We start from the raw sequence: 16,486 nt of genomic DNA, 5'->3' as shown, positions 1-16,486 counted from the left end.
AAGGCATGACCATGACTGCAGATCACCCCACACTCACCTATCTGCGCGGCGAAGCCACCGCGCACGGCGAAATCTCGGTTTCCGAACCCAGCCAGGTTCTCATCACCGGCGACTTCCCGCCAGGCTTGTCGGCCTACGACTTCCGACCCGGCGCCCGCGTCTTCATCCTCACCGAGGACGACGCAATCGACCTGTTCAACAGGGCTGGGGTGGACTTGTGAAATTCGGCATCAACTCCGCGGCCCTGGCCGACGCGATCAACGCTGCGATCAGTTCAATCGCAACGAAATCCACATCACCCGTCATGGGTGGTGTCCTGATCGAAGCGCAGATCGGCACCGTCACCCTGTCGAGCTTCAACTACGACCGCGCCACCGTTCGGGTGGTCCCGGCGGATGTGATGGACACCGACACAGTTCTCGTGTCCGGCCGGCTGCTGGGCGCGGTGGCCGGGAACCTCCCGAAGAAGGACACCGAAACCACGGTCACGGTGGACGGCAACCAGCTGTTGATTGCTGCTGGGCGCACCGTCTTCCAGCTCCCGATGATGCAGGTGCAGGACTACCCGCACCTACCCGCCATGGCCAGCGAGGATCTGATCGGAACGGTCGACCGCGATCTGTTCACCGAGGCCGTGAAGGTGGTGGGCGGGTTCGCCTCCAACGATGTCCTTCCCGCGAACCTCGCCGCCTTGAACATGCTATGCACACCCGACCAGATCACCCTGCGCGCGACAGACCGCTACATCATCGGCAACCGAAGGATCCCGTGGTCCGGGCACGAGGACAAGGAGATCAGCGTCGCGGCCGCCGACGTCTTGGCCACCATCAAAGCCCTCTCCGACCACACCACCGGCGACGTGGAGGTCCTGTTCAACGGATCCATGTTCGGTTTGCGCACCAAATCCACCACCGTCATGACCCGCGTCCTGGAACTGGAGGAGAAGGAACGCTTCCCGGACACCGGCCGGATCATGGCCTGGCCGCAGTTCTTCGCCACCGCCACCATCCCCGTGGAAGCGCTGCAGTCAATGCTGAAGCGGGCCATGTCGATCGCCGACGACCTCGTCGCCCAGGTCGACCTGGATGTCGACGACGGCCTCCTCTCAGTGACCACCACCCACAGCGCCACGGGCAACATCTCGGACGAGCTGCAGGTGACTCATCACGGCGGGCACCGCAAGATCGCAGTGTCGAGCCGGCGCCTGCACGCCGCCCTGGCCATCATCGACGACCCGATGGTCACGTTGGCGTTCCGCCCCGAAGGGCTGCATCTGCACCTGCACCCGGGGGAGATCGACGAGAACCTCGCCCAGCCGGACACCGACACCATCGCTTTGGTCGGCGGCATCTACGGGGCCCGCCGATGAGGTGCGCCCAGTGGGGTGATGTCCCCATGATCACCGACCCCTGCGTCTGCGACCGCAGCCAGGACAACACCGACGAGAGGACTGACTGACATGGCGCCAGTTGTCATCACTCACACCGAGTACGCCGTCAAGATCGGAGACCGCGGCTACGTCGGTGGATTCGGCGACAGCATCATCGACGAGGTGCCGACGCGGTCGCCCGCCGATGGCACCGGGCAGGGATGCGTATTCCTGACCGCGAAGTCCGCCGCCGAGACGGTCGAACGAATCCAGAGCATCTACCGGAATCTCAACGCCCCCGAGATCGCCGACACCGTCCACGTCGTCAGCCGTCAAGTCCAAACCATGCAATCCGACTGGCAGCCTGTCGTCGCCAACGCCGGACGAGCGTGACGACGATGGCCGAGCTGAAACCCGTTCCGGGACAAATACTCCTGACGTACAAAGACATTTCCACCCTCCGAGAAGCGGCAAGACTAGAGATCAGCGGAACGTCTTCGGACTCCTACAAGACGGCGCGCAACGTCATCGAAGGCGCCATGGCGGCCCTGAACCAACAGAGGTGCGGCGACCCGGCCGGCATGATCCGGCGGTCAGACGCCGGCTCCATCGCCGTTCGTGAACAGCGCGATGACGGAAGCCTCCGATGGAACATCACCTACCTCGACGACGCCGACATCAACAAGACCACCGTCTCGCACATCGAGCGGTGGGACGTCATCCACGCCGAGTCGTGGCGCAGAAGGCTCATCGTCGACGACTTCCCGAAGGCTGAGTCAGAAGAGAAAGCCGCGTCATGAGTGTGGCGACGAAGACCCGGGCGCAGCTGTATGAACGCGCTCATGGCTGCTGCGAAATCTGCGGCATCTGGGGCGCCAACAACGCCCACCACCGACGCAACCGATCCCAAGGCCGCCTGGACACCCTATCGAATCTGATGCTGCTCTGCGGATCCGGCACCACCGGCTGCCACGGCTGGGTCACCGAGCACCCGGAGGAATCGATCACTGAGGGGTGGACGATCCCGCGTGGTGACCGGAGGGTGCCGGCGGATGTGAAGGTGTCGCGGTTCGACCGGGTATTGGGGGCGCGGCGCCTGGTGCTGCTCGACGATGACGGCGGAATCGAGGAAGCCGCATGATCCGCGCCATCACAGTCCGCCAGCCGTGGGCCTGGCAGATCATCAACCAGGGAAAGAACATCGAGAACCGCACCCGCAACATCGCCGGCAAGTACCGCGGACCCGTCGCGATCCACGCCGGGCTGAAGGCGGACGAGGAGGCGCTTCGCCGGCTGCCGAAGCATGCGCCCGAGTGGGTGACCGCGCCGCGGGTGTTCGACTACGGCGTCATCCTCGGAGTCGTTGATCTCGTCGATGTGCACTATGCCCATGCCTGCTTAACCCGAAGGGAAGGCCTCGCGCTGGTCGGGCCGCCAACCCCCTGCTGCGGATCGTGGGCAGAGCGCGATGCGTACCACCTTGTCCTGGCCAACCCGCGACCGATCAGCACCAACCCGGTGACCGACCCCGGCATCCCGTGTCGTGGCGCGCTCGGACTCTGGACACCACCCGCAGACGTGATCGCCCGTATCAACGCGGCGGTGCTCAATGCCTAATCGCGTGCAGCGGAAGCGCCGTGCCGGGGAGGCTGGTATCCCCGCCGGCGCCGTCTACGTAGGCCGCCCAACGGTGTTCGGCAACCCGTTCAAGGTCGGCGCCGACTACAAGTCCGTATACGTGCACGACGACATCAACGTGCACTACCGCATCCCCGGCGGGCCCGATGCCTCCGCCCTCGTCCAGGAGCGCGCCGTCGCCCTGTACCGGGCATGGCTCGACACCGGTGACATCCGCGGCCTGACGGAACTGCCCTGCGCCGAGCTGCCGCCCATCCTGACGCGCAAGCGTGGCCAAATCATCGGCGAACTCCACACGTTGGCTGGCCGGGATTTGTGCTGCTGGTGCCCACCCGAACGCGCCTGTCACGCATCGGTATTGCTGGAACTCGCCAACAACCCCGCCGCACCACAGCGCCCACTTATCAGCACAGAGAGGACACCATGAGCGACTGCCACGATGCCTACTTGGGCAACGTTCGCTGCGACTGCGGCGAGACGATCAATCCGGGCAGCCCATACGTGGAGGTTCAACCGGGCGGCGTGCTGTGGCACGGAAACGCCCAGGGTGGCGGCCATGCATCCAATTTTGAGAGTAAACGCGCTCCGCGAACGCCAGATTTCCGCGACCTGCTGCGACGCGACCTCCTGCGGTATTGCAAGGGCCGGGGGCTGCCGCCATCAGAGGCCGAGCAACGTGCTGCAGAGCTTCTGGAGTTCGTAGAGCGCGAAGCCGCCAGGTTTACATAAGGACTCGTTACGATGCGTGAAAGGTATTGATACAGTGGATATTTGCTTCATCGACACCGAGACCCTTGGCCTTCACCCGGACGCGCCTGTGTGGGACTTCGCGGCGGTAAGGCGGTTCGCCGCCGGCGGTGAGGATAAGACGGAGTTCCGGATCCGTCACGACCCCGCGCACTGGCTGGACGAACTCGCGAAGGCGCCGCACGGGCAGCAGTTCGTCGACGACTACCTCAACCGGTATGTGCGTAGCGACGCGGCAACAGAATTCGATGCCGCCGTCATGATGAACATCGTCACCCGCGGTGCGCTCGTCGTCGCGTGCAACCCGGGATTCGACCTGCCGCGCATCGACAAGCTGATCGTGAAGCACGGGATGACACCGAGCTACCACTATCATCCCTTCGATATATCCAGCATCGTGTTCGGGGCACTCGCAACGGCTTCACGGCTAGACGGTAAGCCCCCGTTGTTCTACACGCCAGACGGCCCTCCCTGGAAGTCCGATGCACTCGCCGCTTACCGCGGCGTGAAGGCGGAGGACTACGCCCGCCACACCGCGGCTGGGGATGTCGCATGGACTGTCGCACAGTGGGACGCCGTCATCGGAACCAAGCAGGGCACCAAGTAAATGGCTGTCTCGAAACGTCTCCGATACGAGATCCTGACCCGCGACGGTGAGGCCTGCCGAAAGTGCGGTCGCCGAGCACCCGAGGTTGAACTCCAGATCGACCACATCATCCCCGTCGCACTGGGCGGGTCGGATGATCCATCGAACCTCCAGACGCTCTGCAGGGACTGCAACGCTGGCAAGGCGTCAATGCCAGCGGTGCTTATCTGTAACGAACCGGACGGACGCGCCCATCGCCAACGGTCCCAACCAATTACACATGGGTAGGGCGTGTCCGGCTTCAGCTGATCAGCTTCGCATGTGCACGACGAAGGAACTCAAAGTTAGGAGAAGTGAAAATGGCGGATCAGTGCACAACGTGCGGTGAAGATATCCCAGAGGGCGAGGCGGAGTTTGACCTCAATGGCGGTCGGATTGGCCTCCCGCATCACGCGGTCTGCTTATCTATGCCCGAATCCCTGAAGGCCAAGCTGTCGCGCTGCCCTGCGTGCGGGCACATGGAGGGTTCGCACATGAACGTGACCGCGTTCGATGAGTCCACTGGAAAAATCCGAGCAGTACACGCCGAGTGCAGTTGCGGATGCCGGTACTACATGATGCCACGCGGAGTCGGCTGATGCGATCTCACGTCGGTTACACCGTTACAGATAACACTGTCTCCAAGGGACATTCAGTGGTGTCGACTCCACGTCGTACACAGTCGTACACACCTCCGGAGTCGTTACAGATAACTGATTCCCCGCTCATCGCGGAGGTATCGCGGACCGCCGAAGCGATGGCAGAAGCCCTCCAGATCGTCGCCGACGAACGTGCGTTGGACCGCGAGCAAAGAGCTCGGTTGCATACGGCGTTCCTAGACGAATGGAACACCTGGACGAACTGGCGTGGCGACACTTTCGACCTGCCGGGTAGCTGGAAGGCCGACATTGATCAGCTCCTTAGAGCCGGCCTGCGAATCGACGACCTGATTGAACTTGTCGATGTGGCGATGGCCGTTAAGGCGAAAGACACCTGGAAGTACTTTTGCGGCTGCTGCTGGCGCCGACTGAAGCAGGACGTGGATTGCGCTGCCGAAATCGTTTCTCGGGCGGCGCTTTCCGAGGAGAAATTGGTGACGATATGGACCAACTCGCAGATTGCGGAGCACGTTCAGTCCTCTGAGACGTACGCGGGTGGCCTTCTGGGCGACGATTCCATCTCCTCTGCCTACTGCCCGCACAGGCAGTGGGGGGAAGGCGACTGCGGCGATCCAGTCTGCCAGATCGAACGTTCAGAGGCGCTGAGTTGGATGGCGGACTCCATGAACAGAAAGCGCAAGCGCGACGAGGCCATCATGAACGAACTCGACGAGTTGGAGTCCGCCGATGCCTAGGGATCACACGCGAGTCAACCTCGACATCTGGGGTGACGACGACTTCCGGGACTTGCCCGTGGACGCCCAGAACCTCTACTGGACGCTGTGGACTAGCCCCGATAGGACGTACTGCGGAGGCCATGATTGGCGGCCGGGGAAGATGACCCAGTGCGCTGAGGACTGGACTGTTATAAGGCTTCTCGCCGCCGCGCAGATTCTCTCTGAGCGCCTGTTCGTGTTGTTCGATGACGTCACCGAGGAGTGCTTGATCCGGTCGTGGATCAAGCACGACGGGTTGTGGCGTACGCCGAATATGGCGGTGACGATGGCCAACGCAAGGGCGGCGATGGGGTCGAAGATTCTGCGTGGCGTGATCGTCCACGAGGTGCAAAAGCTCGTGAAGGCGGAGCCGGATTTGAACGGCTGGAAGCGCGACGAGGTGAAGAAGATGCTGGCGCAGAGGGCGGTTGATCCGGCTGATGTTCCGCCGTACAACCCGGACCCTAACGGGGGCGTTAACCCCACAATCAACCCAGTCGATAACCCGGCTGTTAACCCTTACGGCCAGGGTGGCGTTAACCCCACGATCAACCCGGCCCCTACTACAGCTACAGCTTCTCCTACTACAGCTACCTCTACAAATAGGGGTTACGTAAGTAGGGAACGTCACCTAGCGATCGCCCCCGACCCGAACGTCCCCCCATCTCCTCGCTGCAGCCTTCATCGGAACGAACCGTCCACCAAGGGTTGCGGCGCCTGCGCTGACGCGCGGCGCGCATACGACGAATGGGACACCGCGGTGAGAGCCGAGAAGGCCCGACGGCTCGCCCTGTGCGATGACTGCGACGAAGCGGGCTGGGTGAAGGGCCCCGACGGCATCGCCGCCCAGCCCGGACGCAAGTGCACCCACGAACCGCACGAACCAGCGGAGGTCGGCCATGCCTGAACAGATCTCGACCGTCGAGCTGCGCCAGCACCTCGCGTGGCCGGCGACCGTTCCTGCCGAGGCACTCGCCGTCGGGGACGCGTACATCGAGGAGCACGCGGCGGTATGTGACTCGATCTTCCCGGGGCTGGGCGGATTCCTGCGGGACATCTGGCGCGCCATCCGGCCATCACCGTCGTGCGACTGCCCGCTGGACCCGTACCACCGCTGGAACTGCGCCCTGACGCCGATCTGGGCGCAGACGATCCGGGATCTCGACACCAACCCGTGGACGGTCATCAAGCCTTGGGATCTCGCGATGGTCAGCACGGGGTGCAGCTCATGATGCGCGACCCGTACGAACCCTTCGGCGGTGAACCCGATGACATCGCCGGCTTCACCGCCCAAGACCTCGATGGCCGCACCGTCGACGAGCAGCGCGCCGCTGCGATCGCCGACTGCCAGCTCTGCGACGAGAACGGCTACCGGACCGGGGCGACGCGCTGCGACCACATTGACCACGCCGCGATCGCCGAACGCCACCGCGCCGAGATCGCCGCTCAGCTCGCCGAGATCCGCGCCCGCAAGGAACCACCCACCGAAACCACCGATAGGAGCTCCTGATGGGACTGAGACCCCCAAGAACCATGACCCTGGATCCCGACTACGAGACACTTCTGGCCGAAGAGGCGTACGACGCCGCTGTCGAGGTCGTCGGAAACGCCGCACTCATCGGCATCCGACACGGCCAGTGGGATCTCTACGCCGCGGCGTTCCAGCGCCTGCAGGTTGAGGCCCGGGCCGCGATCGCCACGAGTCACGCCGGCGGTGCCCGATGAGAATCATCCGCCACCAGATTGCCATCACCGACTACCAGGAGATCGATCTCCCGGCCTCCGGAAAGGCCCTATCGGTGGCCATGTCACGAATCCCGGAGCTGCAGAACCATGCGCTCGACCTGTGGTCTGCCGACTACGAGAGCGGTCCGCCGAAGACCCTGGCGATCTACGTAGTGGGTACCGGCAACCCGATGCCGGACGGGATCAACCCCGACTGGTTCATTGGCACCGTCGTCACCCCGTCTGGGCTGGTGTGGCACGCATTCCAGGGATTGATCAACCGATGAGCGCCCTGGAACGTCTTGTCACTGTTCAGCCGGCCTACGACTGCATCGGCGTGCAGCCCTGCGTGCACGGCTCCGACACCTGCAATCCGGGTACCGGCAGATCCCACGGACGCCACAACGCCGAGCTGCACATGACGGTAGGCGGGCCCGACGCTGAGATCACCCTCGTGATCGGAACCGGCTGGGACCTACCGTCCGTGCCGGCGCACCACCGGCTCGCTCGTCACGATTACTACCCACGCGGCAGGTTCGTCGAGTTCCACACCGCACGGCCGCGGTACGAGGGCCAAGACCGCAGAGAACCCCAACCGGACGGTACCTGCAAGAGCTGGTCTGGCTGCTACTTGGCCGGCGGATACACGATGGCCGACGAACCGACTCGGCTGCTCGTCGCGAAGGGTTCCGACGCTGTGTGGGCGTGGCTCGAAAACCTCTACAACGAAACGCAGATGGACATGGCCGCCACCGCCCTGTCTGCTGCTGAGGCGGTCGAGCGATGATCGGGATCAATCAGTCGAACCTCGTGCAGCTCACCCAACCGGACCTGGACCGAGTGTGCGCCAGGATCGCCGAGTACGGGTTCACCAGTGTCCGGTTCGCTGTGGACTGGGGCATCCTGGCGAACTTCTTCGGCAAGGTGAACTACGCGCCGGTGCAGCGCGCCGCGGACGCCCTGAGCAAGGCCGGGCTGACCGCGCTGCCGGTGCTGGGCATCCACTACCCCCGCACCAAGACCCCGGACAGCTTCGCCGCGTTCACGCAGCGTGTGGTCGGCATCTTCGGCGCCCCGTACTACGAGGTGTGGAACGAACCGAACCTCTGGACATTCGGCATCGGCACCCCAGCCGACTACCTCAAGTACCTGCGCGCCGCGGCGAAACCGATCCGGGACTCCGGGGCGAAGGTGATCTCCGCCGGCCTCGCCGCCTACCCGGACCGAAAGAAGCTGTGGCTGCGCAACTACTCGCCGGTGACGTGGCTGGCCGGCCTGTACGCCGCTGGTGAGGCAGAAACGAGGGACTATGACCTGTTCGGGTACCACCCGTACGCGCTGACCGTCGACGAGAAGTTCAGCGACCCCAGCAAGGCCCCGTACGGGATCACCGTCATCCAGGAACTCGACGCGCTCCGCGCCCAGCACGGTGACACCCGGCCGTACGCGTTCACTGAGATCGGTTTCGACACAGGTCGAGTCGGTGTCCCGAATGCCGCGAAGTGGTTGCCATCCCAGTCGGCGGATATGGGTGCGCACACCGATCATCAGTGGTTGTTCTGCTGGCGCGACACCATCGGAGATGGCGGCAACTTTGGGCTCGTCGACGCCGCGGACAAGCCGAAGGCGGCGTTGTTCGACGCGGTGAAACCACTACTGGGCGAATGACATACCGCAACGTTATCGGTGAAAGGATGAATCCATGAGCAAAGGCATCTGCGACTACGGTCGCTACAACGAAGACCCCGAGCACGTCGGCTGCCCTCGCGCGAAAACGAGCGAAACACCGTGTATCGCACGCGACGGCTCGACGGCCCTGGCCGATGACAACAAGTGCGTGGGCTGCGACAAGCGCCCGAGCGCGTTACTCAAAGAACTTCGTCTGGCAGGCGCTATTCAGTACCCAGACCCGCCTCAGCCGACGGCTGCTGCCGACAAGCTGCGCGACGTCGTCCGCGAAGTCACGGCACCGTCCTCTAGCTGACATAAGACCTGATTATCAAACCGAGGAAAGGTGAACGAAAGATGGATGACGACAACGGGTTTGATCTGGTGATGCCATTCGTGTCGGTGCAGTCGAAGGGCGGCCCACACGACGACTCAGCGTTCGCTGCCGGTTACGCGATGGGCCTGTTGGACGCTGAGCTGGGCGGTTCGGTGTTCGATCAGGGGCGTGCAATAAGGGTCGAAGACCGCGCGCAGGCTGATCTGATCGCGATGCGCCACGGGTTCATCGCCGAGTTCAGTGACCCGAGCGAGTGCATGTGCGAGGACCACGCAGACAACGCGGATGAGTGGCTGTTTATGACCGTGCGCCGCGCCGTCGTAGACCCGAGCGATGCGGGTCCGCGTGTTTGAGCGTTCGACGAATGATGCCCGCCGCGGCCCGCAAGACCGCATCTATCCGTGCGTGTCCGGGTCGCGGTGCCGGGCCGCCACTCTCGACGACGCCAATGAATCGCAGCCCGCGCTGACCGAGCAGGCCGCCGGGCTGTGCGAGACGTGCAGCAAGACGTACGCCGAAGCGGTCAAGCAGCTCCCACGGGACTGGGCTGAGCTGTTGGTGACGATCGGGCATCGCCAGGCCGCGCAGGGGGAGGTGGTGCACTCCACGCCGTCGCCGACGGTGCTGCTCAACGCGACGAACGATCGACTCATGGTGGATATCGCGGAGTGGATCGATATCGCCGCCGGGATGGTCGCCGACCGGCGGGGCATGGCGAAGCCGACGGGTGCGCGCCGGCTGCCGCTGGCCGTCGACCCGAAGGACGGGAAGAAGAAGCCGCCGCAGGTCGGGTCGATCGCGTTGCGAACGTGGGATTGGCTTTCGAGCCCGCGTGCGTGGCCGGTGTTGTCGGGGCAGCACCGCATGGTGCTCAACAGCCTGGCGGTCCTCGCGGCCGAGCCTGAGGCGCCGGTGCGGGTGTGGGCGCATCCGGCGCGATGCGACGAGCATCGCGCCCTGATCGACACAGCGGAAGACGTTGTCGGGGCCGTTGCGGCAGGATCTCCCGAACACCAGGCCGCGAGCCGTGAACTGGAGCGCGCACGGCTGGCGGCCGCGGTGTGCGACGACTGCAACGGATGGGGACCGAGAGGGCAGGCCCGCGAAACCCGGACCGTGACCGGAATCGAGGTCCTACAGAAACTCGTAAACCTACACCACCTTGTGCGAAAACACTTGGGGCACACCAGGTTACGCGAAATGTTCACGATGCCATGCCCCCGCTGCGGATACCCCACAGGCCGCGACGACGGCACCACCATCATCACCTGCGAAAACACCAACTGCACACCCCGCGGCCGATCATCCTGGTCCGAACGCGAATACGACTGGCTCACCGGCCGCGTCATAGAAGGGAACACCGAGTTGTGGCTATTCGATGAGGCATACCAACGCCTCGACCGACTCCAGCAGTTGATCGACAAGATCAAAGCCGACGGCATCGACCTCCGCGAACCCGGCTGGGGCGCCATCATCGCCGAGGAACTCGACGTCATCATCGACGGCCACGAACGCCCCGAAGACCGCGCCACCAGCACCGACAAAGCATCCGCATCCCGCCGCCAGGCCGCCGACGACCAGCGCTCCTGGAAAGCCGAACCGAAACACAAGAAGCCCAAGGTCAAGTCCCGCGAGGTGCGCGACGTCGGCATTGCGGGTAGCTCACTGTCGACCATCACCGATATCGACCTGAACACCACAGCACCTCAAGGCATCTGCGGAACGTGTTGCCTCACCCTGCCCTGCGACTGCGAACCCGGAGCAACCCATGCCTGAAACCACAGTCCAGCTCGAAGAACTGGAGACGCGCGTCGCCGCCCGGTACTCCGAGAAGATGGCGGCTCTCTGGACGCTGCCTGACAGCGAGTTCAGCACCGTCGAATTCGGCCCCGACTGGGCCAATCACCTGAAACCTTCCAGTGAGCCGAGGCCCACCGCCCGCACCATCGAGATCAGCACCGTCGACCAACCTCTCCCGCCGCCGATCGTTCCGTTGCCGCCGCCGATCATGCAGTTCCCCCGCGAACAGTGGATCACCTACCCCCACAAGCGAACCATCAGCCTGCTCATCGCCGACCGGATGATCGACCTATGGGATGACCTCACCACCGAGCAACAGGCACAGGTCGGGTACCTGGTGCTGTACGGCGGCCGGGAACACGTCGCATGATGGTCGAACGCCGCTTCCGCCTTTACGTCCTGGGAGATTGGGAAACCCCGGTCTTCGACAGCAGTACCAGCGACATGCATCCTCACGACTTCCTGCTCTACGGGCCGCACGCCGAGCTCAACGTCGTCATCGATCAGGGAACCGGCAGTTGGCGCACGCGCTGGTCCGGTATTTGGACACAGGTCAGCCGCCGGAAGTTCACCGAGCACGACCACTTCGACTTCCTCAAAGGTCTCCTCTCCTGGCCAGAGATTCCAACCCAGGTCACCCCGCCGAGCTACGAAGAACAACGCCGATCCTTGCGCTTCCAACCCGTCACTGAGTTGCTTGCAGGGGTGATCGAAGACGCCGACCTGACCATCACGGTCGACAAGACCGCGCTCTACCGCGGCTCGGAATATCGGACTGGTACCGATGTCTGAAGAGAACCGGAAGCCAGCTCAGCCACCCACCCGCTGGCGCACCCGCCCATGGCCATGGCCCGAAGATAATCGCGAAGACAAGGCCAAGCGCGTCGCCCTTTCGTACCGCGGCCTGGTCCAGCGCATCGCGCAGGGCATGTGCGAAGACCCAGCCGGTGACCTACACCGCCTCGACGAGCACTGGGCGTCCCTCGATATCCATTGGACGCGGCCACGACCCAACCTGTTGAACGATGCCGATGACGAATGGATGTCGGCCCGCGATATCGCCCACGCCCTCGACCGCACGCGCAAAGACATCTACAACTGGGCTCGCGCTGGCCACATCGAACAGCGCTGCGGACCCGACGGCGCCCCGGAATACCTCGTCGGATCGGTCAAGGACTACGTCACCAGTCTCCGAACACGACGCATGAACAGATCTCGATGAAAGGAACACAGGTGCTTTTGAGGACGTTGGAGGTACTTTCTAGTACGCTAATGGTCAAGCACCGCTGTGTCCGGACCGGACCAGCGGTTTTTTCGTGCCCCCAGTCGAGGGGAGTGCCGAATGACGATCAAAGCGCCCACCGCCCTGGACCAACTCAACGCCGCCCTGGACAAGGCCCGCCATTCCCGGCACCAGCCGGACTGCCGCTGCGGCCAATACCAGGGCCTCTGGTGCACCTACCAGGAACAGTTCTGGTGCACCACAGTCGACCGGCTCATATCCGCTGTGAGGCAGGAGTTCTGACCCGTGGACAAAGCCATCGGCATCACCGCCATCGTGCTCCTCGGCGCCATCGTCTACGCCTTCCGCCGACAGACTGCAACACCGCAGCCCGTCACCCTGACGGAAGAAACCATCACGCAGATCAAGGAGATCGCCATGTCCGCAACCCAGGACGCCGTCGACGCCATCGCCGCCCAGCTCACCCGCGCCAAGGATGAGATCAGCTCGGAGATCACCAAGCTCGAAGAGCAGGTCGCCCAGGGCCAGGCCCCCGACCTCACCGCGCTGAAGGCCGCCGCGCAGGCCCTCGACGACGTCGTTCCCGACGCCCCGGTGGAGCAGCCGGTCGAACCCGTCGAACCGCCCGTGTCCGACGAGCCGGTCGACGCGCCGGCCGAAACCACCGAGTAAAAGGCCCCCTGATGGCTGGAGGCGCCGACAGCAGTCCCGGTGTCGGCGCCTCCGCTTCACTCAACGCTTACTGGACCAGTGGGGAAGGCCGAGCCAAGTGGGCCAGCAGCCCGAAGCCTTGGACCACGCTCTACACCCTGCTCCGCAAGTACATGAGCGACGCCAAGGCCAAGGGCCTGGCCACCGAGTATTTTGTTCGTGTGTTTGGCCACGGACCAGGCGCACACCACTGATGGAAGCACGAAGCCCCGAATGGCGATCTGCCTACGCCAAGCTCGACGACGCAGTGAATGAACTGCATCGACTGCTGGAGCGCGACACTGATGGGCCCGGCGACCAGCCTTCCGTCCCAGCAGACTACGTACTACTTGGTCGGATGGATGGCCTACGACAACGATGGCGATCGATTCGGTGGCGTGAGCCTGTTCCCCAAGCAAGGGTCTCAGCCGGCCTACATCACCACAGGTCTCGTTGCCTCGGCTCAGCACTCACTCAACCGCTGATGCCACGAGCACCGCGTCGCTGCCCAGCGCCTGACTGCACAGAGCTCATCACCTCAGACCGCTACTGCGTCGAGCACACGAAGGCCAACGCGTGGAAGGGCAACACCACAGGCCAAGGCTCCACACGAGCCACCAGAGCAGCACGAGACGACTGCCTCCGCGACGCCGGCTATCAGTGCCAGCTGCAGCACGAGGGCTGCACCGGATACGCCAACGAGGCACACCACCGCGACGGCGTTGCAGCTACAGGACGCAGACGCGCCAAGGCCATCGACCGAGGCCGCCTCATAGCCGCCTGTCGCTGGTGTCACGGCATCGAGACCCAACGCCAAGCCGCACACGGCCGATCACGCCCCTGACCTTGCGGTAACACTGCCCACCCTGGCCTCCACCCCTCCCCGGGGACCTCAGCCGGACACCGATATGCACTGTGAAAAATGCCCTGTACGGGTTGGGAGAAAAACTTCACCGCGGCTTTCGGTAACCCCGGATATGCCGTCTGAACTTCTCAAATACGTTCCTGCGCAACAGCTTTGGCGCTCCCGCTATGGGATGCCAAGTGTCCCTTCCTGATATAGGAGCCCGCCCATGCCTGGACCCATCGCCAAGGATCCGTCCATCCGGACGCGACGGAACAAGACATCGACCCGCGCGACGCTGGTCAAGAAGGCCGCTCCAGCGAAGCCTCCGGCAGAACCCGCGGCCACCGCTGAGCAGGCGGTAGAACGCAAAACTCCGACACTGCCCGACAGCATCGAGTGGTACCCGTCGGTCACCGAGTGGTGGGATGATCTGTGGACGTCGGAACCGCGGGACCAGTGGATTGATGCCGATGTGCACCTGCTGTTCGTCGCGGCGCGCATCTACCAGGCGATGCTGGATCCGGCAACGAAGGTGACCGCGGCCAAGGCGCTGGCGGGCGAGTTTCGGCAGATCATGGTGCAGTTCGGTCTCACGCCGATGTCGCGGCGAACGCTGCAGTGGGAGATCACCTCACCGGAGAAGACATCGGGCACGACCCCGCCGGCGAAGAGGACTGCACCGAAGGCCGCCGATCCGCGCGCCAAATTCAGGGTTGTCGCCGGCGGCGCATAGCCGCTCATGGATCTGATCGTTCCGCCGATCGAGGCAGAGTTCTATCCCTCGCTCGGTGACCAGGTCTGCGACTTCCTGCAGGGCTACAACGGCTACACCGGTGCTGTCTTCGGGCCGGGCGATTTGAAGGGCCAGCCCCTGGTCCTCGACGAGGACCGGCAGTTCATCATCTACCGGGCGTTCGAGGTGTGGCCGAAAGGTCACCCGCGTGAGGGCCGGCGGAGGTGGAAGCGCATCGCGGTGTCGGTGCGCAAGGGCTTCGCGAAGACGGAACTGATGGCGCTGATCGCTTACGCGGAGCTGCACCCGGGGAGCCCCGTGCGTTTCAACGGCTTCAACCGTGATGGCACGCTCAAGCAGGGCAGGCCGGTCGTCGACCCGTACATCCCGATGCTGGCCAACGCGAAGCTGCAGGTGTCGGAGCTGGCTTTCGGTGCGCTCAAGTACATCTGCGAAGAGGGACCCGAGAAGGAGCTGTTCGACTGCTCGCTGGAGCGGGTGATTCGAAAGGATCACCGCGGGAAGGCGGACGGCAAGGTCGTCCCCTTAGCCAACGCGCCGGACTCCAACGACGGCGGCCGGACCACGTTCAACGCGTTCGACGAGACGCACCGCCTGTACCTGCCGTCGGAGCGTGACGCGGTAACGACGATGGAAGCGAACACCGGTAAGCGGGTCGCGCAGGATCCGTGGTCGATGTCGACGACGACGGCCGGCGCGCCCGGCCAGAACTCAGTCGCCGAGACCGATCACTTCGAGGCCGAGGCGATGCTGCGGGGAGAGATCAAGCGCCCCCGCATGTTCTACTTCCACCGGCAGGCATCCGACGACTGGGATATGGACAGCTTCGAGGATCGCTGCGAGGCGATCCGGGAGGCGTCCGGGCCGGCGCTGGCGGCGCGCACCGACGTCGAGGATCTCGCGTCGCAGTGGGACATTCCCGGCGCGGATAAGCCGTACCTGGAGCGGGTGTGGTGCAACCGGTGGACCCAGCAGGGCGCCCAGGCGTTCAACCTGGGGCTGTGGAAGGACCTGGCACGGCCTGAGCTGCACATTCGCCGCGGCGCGTACGTGACGGTCGGGTTCGACGGCGCCCGGTTCCGGGACGCCACCGCGCTGGTGATGACCGATGTCCGCACCGGGCTGCAGCAGCTGGAGTACTTGGCCGAATGCCCTCTGCACGCGGAGGATTGGGAAGTCGACGAGGCTGCGCTGACTGCGAAGTGGAACTATATCCGCCGCAATTACAAGGTGATGCTGTGCTACGGCGACCCCGCGTACTACACCGCCACCCTGGGTGGATGGGCGGCGAAGGCCGGAGAAAGTCCAGTCACGAAACGTGCTGTCGTTCAGGAGTTTTGGACGAACAAGCAGGACCGCATGGTGAAAGCACTTCTCGGGTATGAGTCGGCGATCAACTCGGGCCTGATCACGTACTCGGATATCGAGTTCGCCACCAACGAGCCGAAGAAGCACGGCGACCTGACCCGACACCTCGGCAACGCAGGCAAGAAGCTGCTGAACATGGTGGATCTGCAGTCCGGCAAGCAGAAGTGGATCCTCGGGAAGCTGCACAAGGACCGCAAATTCGATGCCTGCATGGCGAGTGTCCTGTCGTGGGAGGCCCGCATGGAGGTTCTCCCGAAGTTGCCGAAGACGAAGAAACGTGTGATCCAGCGACTCAGATAG

Annotated in this window: 29 protein-coding genes; all 29 read left to right on the top strand. The window is 64.0% G+C overall.

The genetic code is table 11. From position 1 onward, the window contains the following. Nucleotides 1-5 precede the first annotated feature (5 nt). The 29 genes from FHU31_RS29340 (at nt 6) to FHU31_RS29205 (ending at nt 16,486) form a co-directional block, all read left to right on the top strand. Complete coding sequence (locus FHU31_RS29340) at nt 6-221, top strand: hypothetical protein (protein WP_167164656.1); 216 nt, start codon at nt 6-8, stop codon at nt 219-221. Then, on the top strand, nt 218-1,369 hold the full coding sequence (locus FHU31_RS32095) for a DNA polymerase III subunit beta (protein WP_167164654.1): 1,152 nt from the start codon (nt 218-220) through the stop codon (nt 1,367-1,369). Before FHU31_RS29340 ends, FHU31_RS32095 begins: the two co-directional genes overlap by 4 nt. Before the next feature lie 90 nt (nt 1,370-1,459). After that, complete coding sequence (locus FHU31_RS29330; RefSeq protein ID WP_167164652.1) at nt 1,460-1,762, top strand: hypothetical protein; 303 nt, start codon at nt 1,460-1,462, stop codon at nt 1,760-1,762. Nucleotides 1,763-1,767: 5 nt separating this feature from the next. Beyond that, nucleotides 1,768-2,169 (top strand): hypothetical protein, encoded by a 402-nt coding sequence (locus FHU31_RS29325; RefSeq protein WP_167164649.1) that lies wholly within the window; start codon nt 1,768-1,770, stop codon nt 2,167-2,169. A gap of 2 nt (nt 2,170-2,171) precedes the next feature. Beyond that, complete coding sequence (locus FHU31_RS29320) at nt 2,172-2,510, top strand: HNH endonuclease (protein ID WP_167164647.1); 339 nt, start codon at nt 2,172-2,174, stop codon at nt 2,508-2,510. Beyond that, complete coding sequence (locus FHU31_RS29315; protein WP_208411584.1) at nt 2,507-2,986, top strand: ASCH domain-containing protein; 480 nt, start codon at nt 2,507-2,509, stop codon at nt 2,984-2,986. The genes FHU31_RS29320 and FHU31_RS29315 overlap by 4 nt, the downstream gene beginning before the upstream one ends. Further along, nucleotides 2,979-3,434, top strand: a complete 456-nt coding sequence (locus FHU31_RS29310) for a DUF4326 domain-containing protein (protein WP_167164645.1) — start codon at nt 2,979-2,981, stop codon at nt 3,432-3,434. The genes FHU31_RS29315 and FHU31_RS29310 overlap by 8 nt, the downstream gene beginning before the upstream one ends. Next, entirely contained in the window at nt 3,431-3,736 is a 306-nt protein-coding gene (locus tag FHU31_RS29305) for a hypothetical protein (RefSeq protein WP_167164643.1), read from the top strand. The genes FHU31_RS29310 and FHU31_RS29305 overlap by 4 nt, the downstream gene beginning before the upstream one ends. A 34-nt stretch (nt 3,737-3,770) precedes the next feature. Beyond that, nucleotides 3,771-4,361, top strand: a complete 591-nt coding sequence (locus tag FHU31_RS29300; RefSeq protein ID WP_167164641.1) for a hypothetical protein — start codon at nt 3,771-3,773, stop codon at nt 4,359-4,361. Next, complete coding sequence (locus FHU31_RS32260; protein WP_167164639.1) at nt 4,362-4,628, top strand: HNH endonuclease; 267 nt, start codon at nt 4,362-4,364, stop codon at nt 4,626-4,628. It abuts the gene before it with no gap. A 508-nt stretch (nt 4,629-5,136) separates the two neighbouring features. Continuing rightward, entirely contained in the window at nt 5,137-5,733 is a 597-nt protein-coding gene (locus FHU31_RS29290) for a hypothetical protein (protein WP_167164637.1), read from the top strand. Then, on the top strand, nt 5,726-6,661 hold the full coding sequence (locus tag FHU31_RS29285; protein ID WP_208411583.1) for a hypothetical protein: 936 nt from the start codon (nt 5,726-5,728) through the stop codon (nt 6,659-6,661). The genes FHU31_RS29290 and FHU31_RS29285 overlap by 8 nt, the downstream gene beginning before the upstream one ends. Further along, complete coding sequence (locus tag FHU31_RS29280) at nt 6,654-6,986, top strand: hypothetical protein (RefSeq protein WP_167164635.1); 333 nt, start codon at nt 6,654-6,656, stop codon at nt 6,984-6,986. Before FHU31_RS29285 ends, FHU31_RS29280 begins: the two co-directional genes overlap by 8 nt. Then, nucleotides 6,983-7,264: a hypothetical protein gene (locus tag FHU31_RS29275; RefSeq protein ID WP_167164633.1), complete on the top strand. Its 282-nt coding sequence runs from the start codon at nt 6,983-6,985 to the stop codon at nt 7,262-7,264. Before FHU31_RS29280 ends, FHU31_RS29275 begins: the two co-directional genes overlap by 4 nt. Then, on the top strand, nt 7,264-7,479 hold the full coding sequence (locus FHU31_RS29270; protein ID WP_167164631.1) for a hypothetical protein: 216 nt from the start codon (nt 7,264-7,266) through the stop codon (nt 7,477-7,479). The genes FHU31_RS29275 and FHU31_RS29270 overlap by 1 nt, the downstream gene beginning before the upstream one ends. Next, nucleotides 7,476-7,766: a DUF7352 domain-containing protein gene (locus FHU31_RS29265; RefSeq protein WP_167164629.1), complete on the top strand. Its 291-nt coding sequence runs from the start codon at nt 7,476-7,478 to the stop codon at nt 7,764-7,766. Before FHU31_RS29270 ends, FHU31_RS29265 begins: the two co-directional genes overlap by 4 nt. Then, on the top strand, nt 7,763-8,266 hold the full coding sequence (locus FHU31_RS29260; RefSeq protein WP_167164627.1) for a hypothetical protein: 504 nt from the start codon (nt 7,763-7,765) through the stop codon (nt 8,264-8,266). The genes FHU31_RS29265 and FHU31_RS29260 overlap by 4 nt, the downstream gene beginning before the upstream one ends. After that, entirely contained in the window at nt 8,263-9,147 is an 885-nt protein-coding gene (locus FHU31_RS29255) for a hypothetical protein (RefSeq protein WP_167164625.1), read from the top strand. The genes FHU31_RS29260 and FHU31_RS29255 overlap by 4 nt, the downstream gene beginning before the upstream one ends. A 34-nt stretch (nt 9,148-9,181) precedes the next feature. After that, nucleotides 9,182-9,463, top strand: coding sequence for a hypothetical protein (locus FHU31_RS29250; RefSeq protein ID WP_167164623.1), 282 nt, complete (start codon nt 9,182-9,184; stop codon nt 9,461-9,463). Nucleotides 9,464-9,504: 41 nt separating this feature from the next. After that, nucleotides 9,505-9,837, top strand: coding sequence for a hypothetical protein (locus FHU31_RS29245; protein ID WP_167164621.1), 333 nt, complete (start codon nt 9,505-9,507; stop codon nt 9,835-9,837). A 52-nt stretch (nt 9,838-9,889) separates the two neighbouring features. Next, a complete protein-coding gene (locus tag FHU31_RS29240) occupies nt 9,890-11,260 on the top strand; it encodes a hypothetical protein (RefSeq protein ID WP_167164619.1) in 1,371 nt (456 codons plus the stop codon). Then, the gene (locus tag FHU31_RS29235) at nt 11,253-11,654 is read left to right on the top strand and encodes a hypothetical protein (protein WP_167164617.1); all 402 of its coding nucleotides are present in this window, start codon (nt 11,253-11,255) and stop codon (nt 11,652-11,654) included. Before FHU31_RS29240 ends, FHU31_RS29235 begins: the two co-directional genes overlap by 8 nt. After that, on the top strand, nt 11,651-12,076 hold the full coding sequence (locus FHU31_RS29230; protein WP_167164615.1) for a hypothetical protein: 426 nt from the start codon (nt 11,651-11,653) through the stop codon (nt 12,074-12,076). The genes FHU31_RS29235 and FHU31_RS29230 overlap by 4 nt, the downstream gene beginning before the upstream one ends. Then, entirely contained in the window at nt 12,069-12,506 is a 438-nt protein-coding gene (locus tag FHU31_RS29225; RefSeq protein ID WP_167164612.1) for a hypothetical protein, read from the top strand. Before FHU31_RS29230 ends, FHU31_RS29225 begins: the two co-directional genes overlap by 8 nt. Nucleotides 12,507-12,626: 120 nt before the next feature. Beyond that, nucleotides 12,627-12,809 (top strand): hypothetical protein, encoded by a 183-nt coding sequence (locus FHU31_RS29220; RefSeq protein WP_167164610.1) that lies wholly within the window; start codon nt 12,627-12,629, stop codon nt 12,807-12,809. Nucleotides 12,810-12,812: 3 nt separating this feature from the next. Further along, on the top strand, nt 12,813-13,199 hold the full coding sequence (locus FHU31_RS29215) for a hypothetical protein (protein WP_167164608.1): 387 nt from the start codon (nt 12,813-12,815) through the stop codon (nt 13,197-13,199). A gap of 290 nt (nt 13,200-13,489) precedes the next feature. Beyond that, the gene (locus FHU31_RS32255; protein WP_420372092.1) at nt 13,490-13,702 is read left to right on the top strand and encodes a DUF7213 family protein; all 213 of its coding nucleotides are present in this window, start codon (nt 13,490-13,492) and stop codon (nt 13,700-13,702) included. A gap of 588 nt (nt 13,703-14,290) precedes the next feature. After that, nucleotides 14,291-14,797 carry a phage terminase small subunit gene (locus FHU31_RS29210; RefSeq protein WP_167164606.1) on the top strand — a complete coding sequence of 169 codons (507 nt, stop codon included), beginning with the start codon at nt 14,291-14,293 and terminating at the stop codon, nt 14,795-14,797. Nucleotides 14,798-14,803: 6 nt separating this feature from the next. After that, nucleotides 14,804-16,486: a terminase large subunit domain-containing protein gene (locus FHU31_RS29205; RefSeq protein WP_167164604.1), complete on the top strand. Its 1,683-nt coding sequence runs from the start codon at nt 14,804-14,806 to the stop codon at nt 16,484-16,486.

Origin of the sequence: Mycolicibacterium fluoranthenivorans (genome assembly GCF_011758805.1) — a bacterium.
Taxonomy (GTDB): domain Bacteria; phylum Actinomycetota; class Actinomycetes; order Mycobacteriales; family Mycobacteriaceae; genus Mycobacterium; species Mycobacterium fluoranthenivorans.
The sequence above is the reverse complement of the archived record's forward strand: the minus strand, read 5'-3'. Positions and strand labels throughout refer to the sequence as shown.

Bases quoted from the DNA above. Each gene is read 5' to 3' on its own strand.
- FHU31_RS29205 (WP_167164604.1), top strand. From the start codon at position 14,804: ATGGATCTGATCGTTCCGCCGATCGAGGCAGAGTTCTATCCCTCGCTC.
- FHU31_RS29255 (WP_167164625.1), top strand. From the start codon at position 8,263: ATGATCGGGATCAATCAGTCGAACCTCGTGCAGCTCACCCAACCGGAC.
- FHU31_RS29290 (WP_167164637.1), top strand. From the start codon at position 5,137: ATGGCAGAAGCCCTCCAGATCGTCGCCGACGAACGTGCGTTGGACCGC.
- FHU31_RS29305 (WP_167164643.1), top strand. From the start codon at position 3,431: ATGAGCGACTGCCACGATGCCTACTTGGGCAACGTTCGCTGCGACTGC.
- FHU31_RS29310 (WP_167164645.1), top strand. From the start codon at position 2,979: ATGCCTAATCGCGTGCAGCGGAAGCGCCGTGCCGGGGAGGCTGGTATC.
- FHU31_RS29330 (WP_167164652.1), top strand. From the start codon at position 1,460: ATGGCGCCAGTTGTCATCACTCACACCGAGTACGCCGTCAAGATCGGA.
- FHU31_RS29260 (WP_167164627.1), top strand. From the start codon at position 7,763: ATGAGCGCCCTGGAACGTCTTGTCACTGTTCAGCCGGCCTACGACTGC.
- FHU31_RS29280 (WP_167164635.1), top strand. From the start codon at position 6,654: ATGCCTGAACAGATCTCGACCGTCGAGCTGCGCCAGCACCTCGCGTGG.
- FHU31_RS29340 (WP_167164656.1), top strand. From the start codon at position 6: ATGACCATGACTGCAGATCACCCCACACTCACCTATCTGCGCGGCGAA.
- FHU31_RS29250 (WP_167164623.1), top strand. From the start codon at position 9,182: ATGAGCAAAGGCATCTGCGACTACGGTCGCTACAACGAAGACCCCGAG.
- FHU31_RS29220 (WP_167164610.1), top strand. From the start codon at position 12,627: ATGACGATCAAAGCGCCCACCGCCCTGGACCAACTCAACGCCGCCCTG.
- FHU31_RS29225 (WP_167164612.1), top strand. From the start codon at position 12,069: ATGTCTGAAGAGAACCGGAAGCCAGCTCAGCCACCCACCCGCTGGCGC.
- FHU31_RS29325 (WP_167164649.1), top strand. From the start codon at position 1,768: ATGGCCGAGCTGAAACCCGTTCCGGGACAAATACTCCTGACGTACAAA.
- FHU31_RS29270 (WP_167164631.1), top strand. From the start codon at position 7,264: ATGGGACTGAGACCCCCAAGAACCATGACCCTGGATCCCGACTACGAG.
- FHU31_RS29315 (WP_208411584.1), top strand. From the start codon at position 2,507: ATGATCCGCGCCATCACAGTCCGCCAGCCGTGGGCCTGGCAGATCATC.
- FHU31_RS29265 (WP_167164629.1), top strand. From the start codon at position 7,476: ATGAGAATCATCCGCCACCAGATTGCCATCACCGACTACCAGGAGATC.
- FHU31_RS29275 (WP_167164633.1), top strand. From the start codon at position 6,983: ATGATGCGCGACCCGTACGAACCCTTCGGCGGTGAACCCGATGACATC.
- FHU31_RS29245 (WP_167164621.1), top strand. From the start codon at position 9,505: ATGGATGACGACAACGGGTTTGATCTGGTGATGCCATTCGTGTCGGTG.
- FHU31_RS32255 (WP_420372092.1), top strand. From the start codon at position 13,490: ATGAACTGCATCGACTGCTGGAGCGCGACACTGATGGGCCCGGCGACC.
- FHU31_RS29210 (WP_167164606.1), top strand. From the start codon at position 14,291: ATGCCTGGACCCATCGCCAAGGATCCGTCCATCCGGACGCGACGGAAC.
- FHU31_RS29285 (WP_208411583.1), top strand. From the start codon at position 5,726: ATGCCTAGGGATCACACGCGAGTCAACCTCGACATCTGGGGTGACGAC.
- FHU31_RS32260 (WP_167164639.1), top strand. From the start codon at position 4,362: ATGGCTGTCTCGAAACGTCTCCGATACGAGATCCTGACCCGCGACGGT.
- FHU31_RS29230 (WP_167164615.1), top strand. From the start codon at position 11,651: ATGATGGTCGAACGCCGCTTCCGCCTTTACGTCCTGGGAGATTGGGAA.
- FHU31_RS29235 (WP_167164617.1), top strand. From the start codon at position 11,253: ATGCCTGAAACCACAGTCCAGCTCGAAGAACTGGAGACGCGCGTCGCC.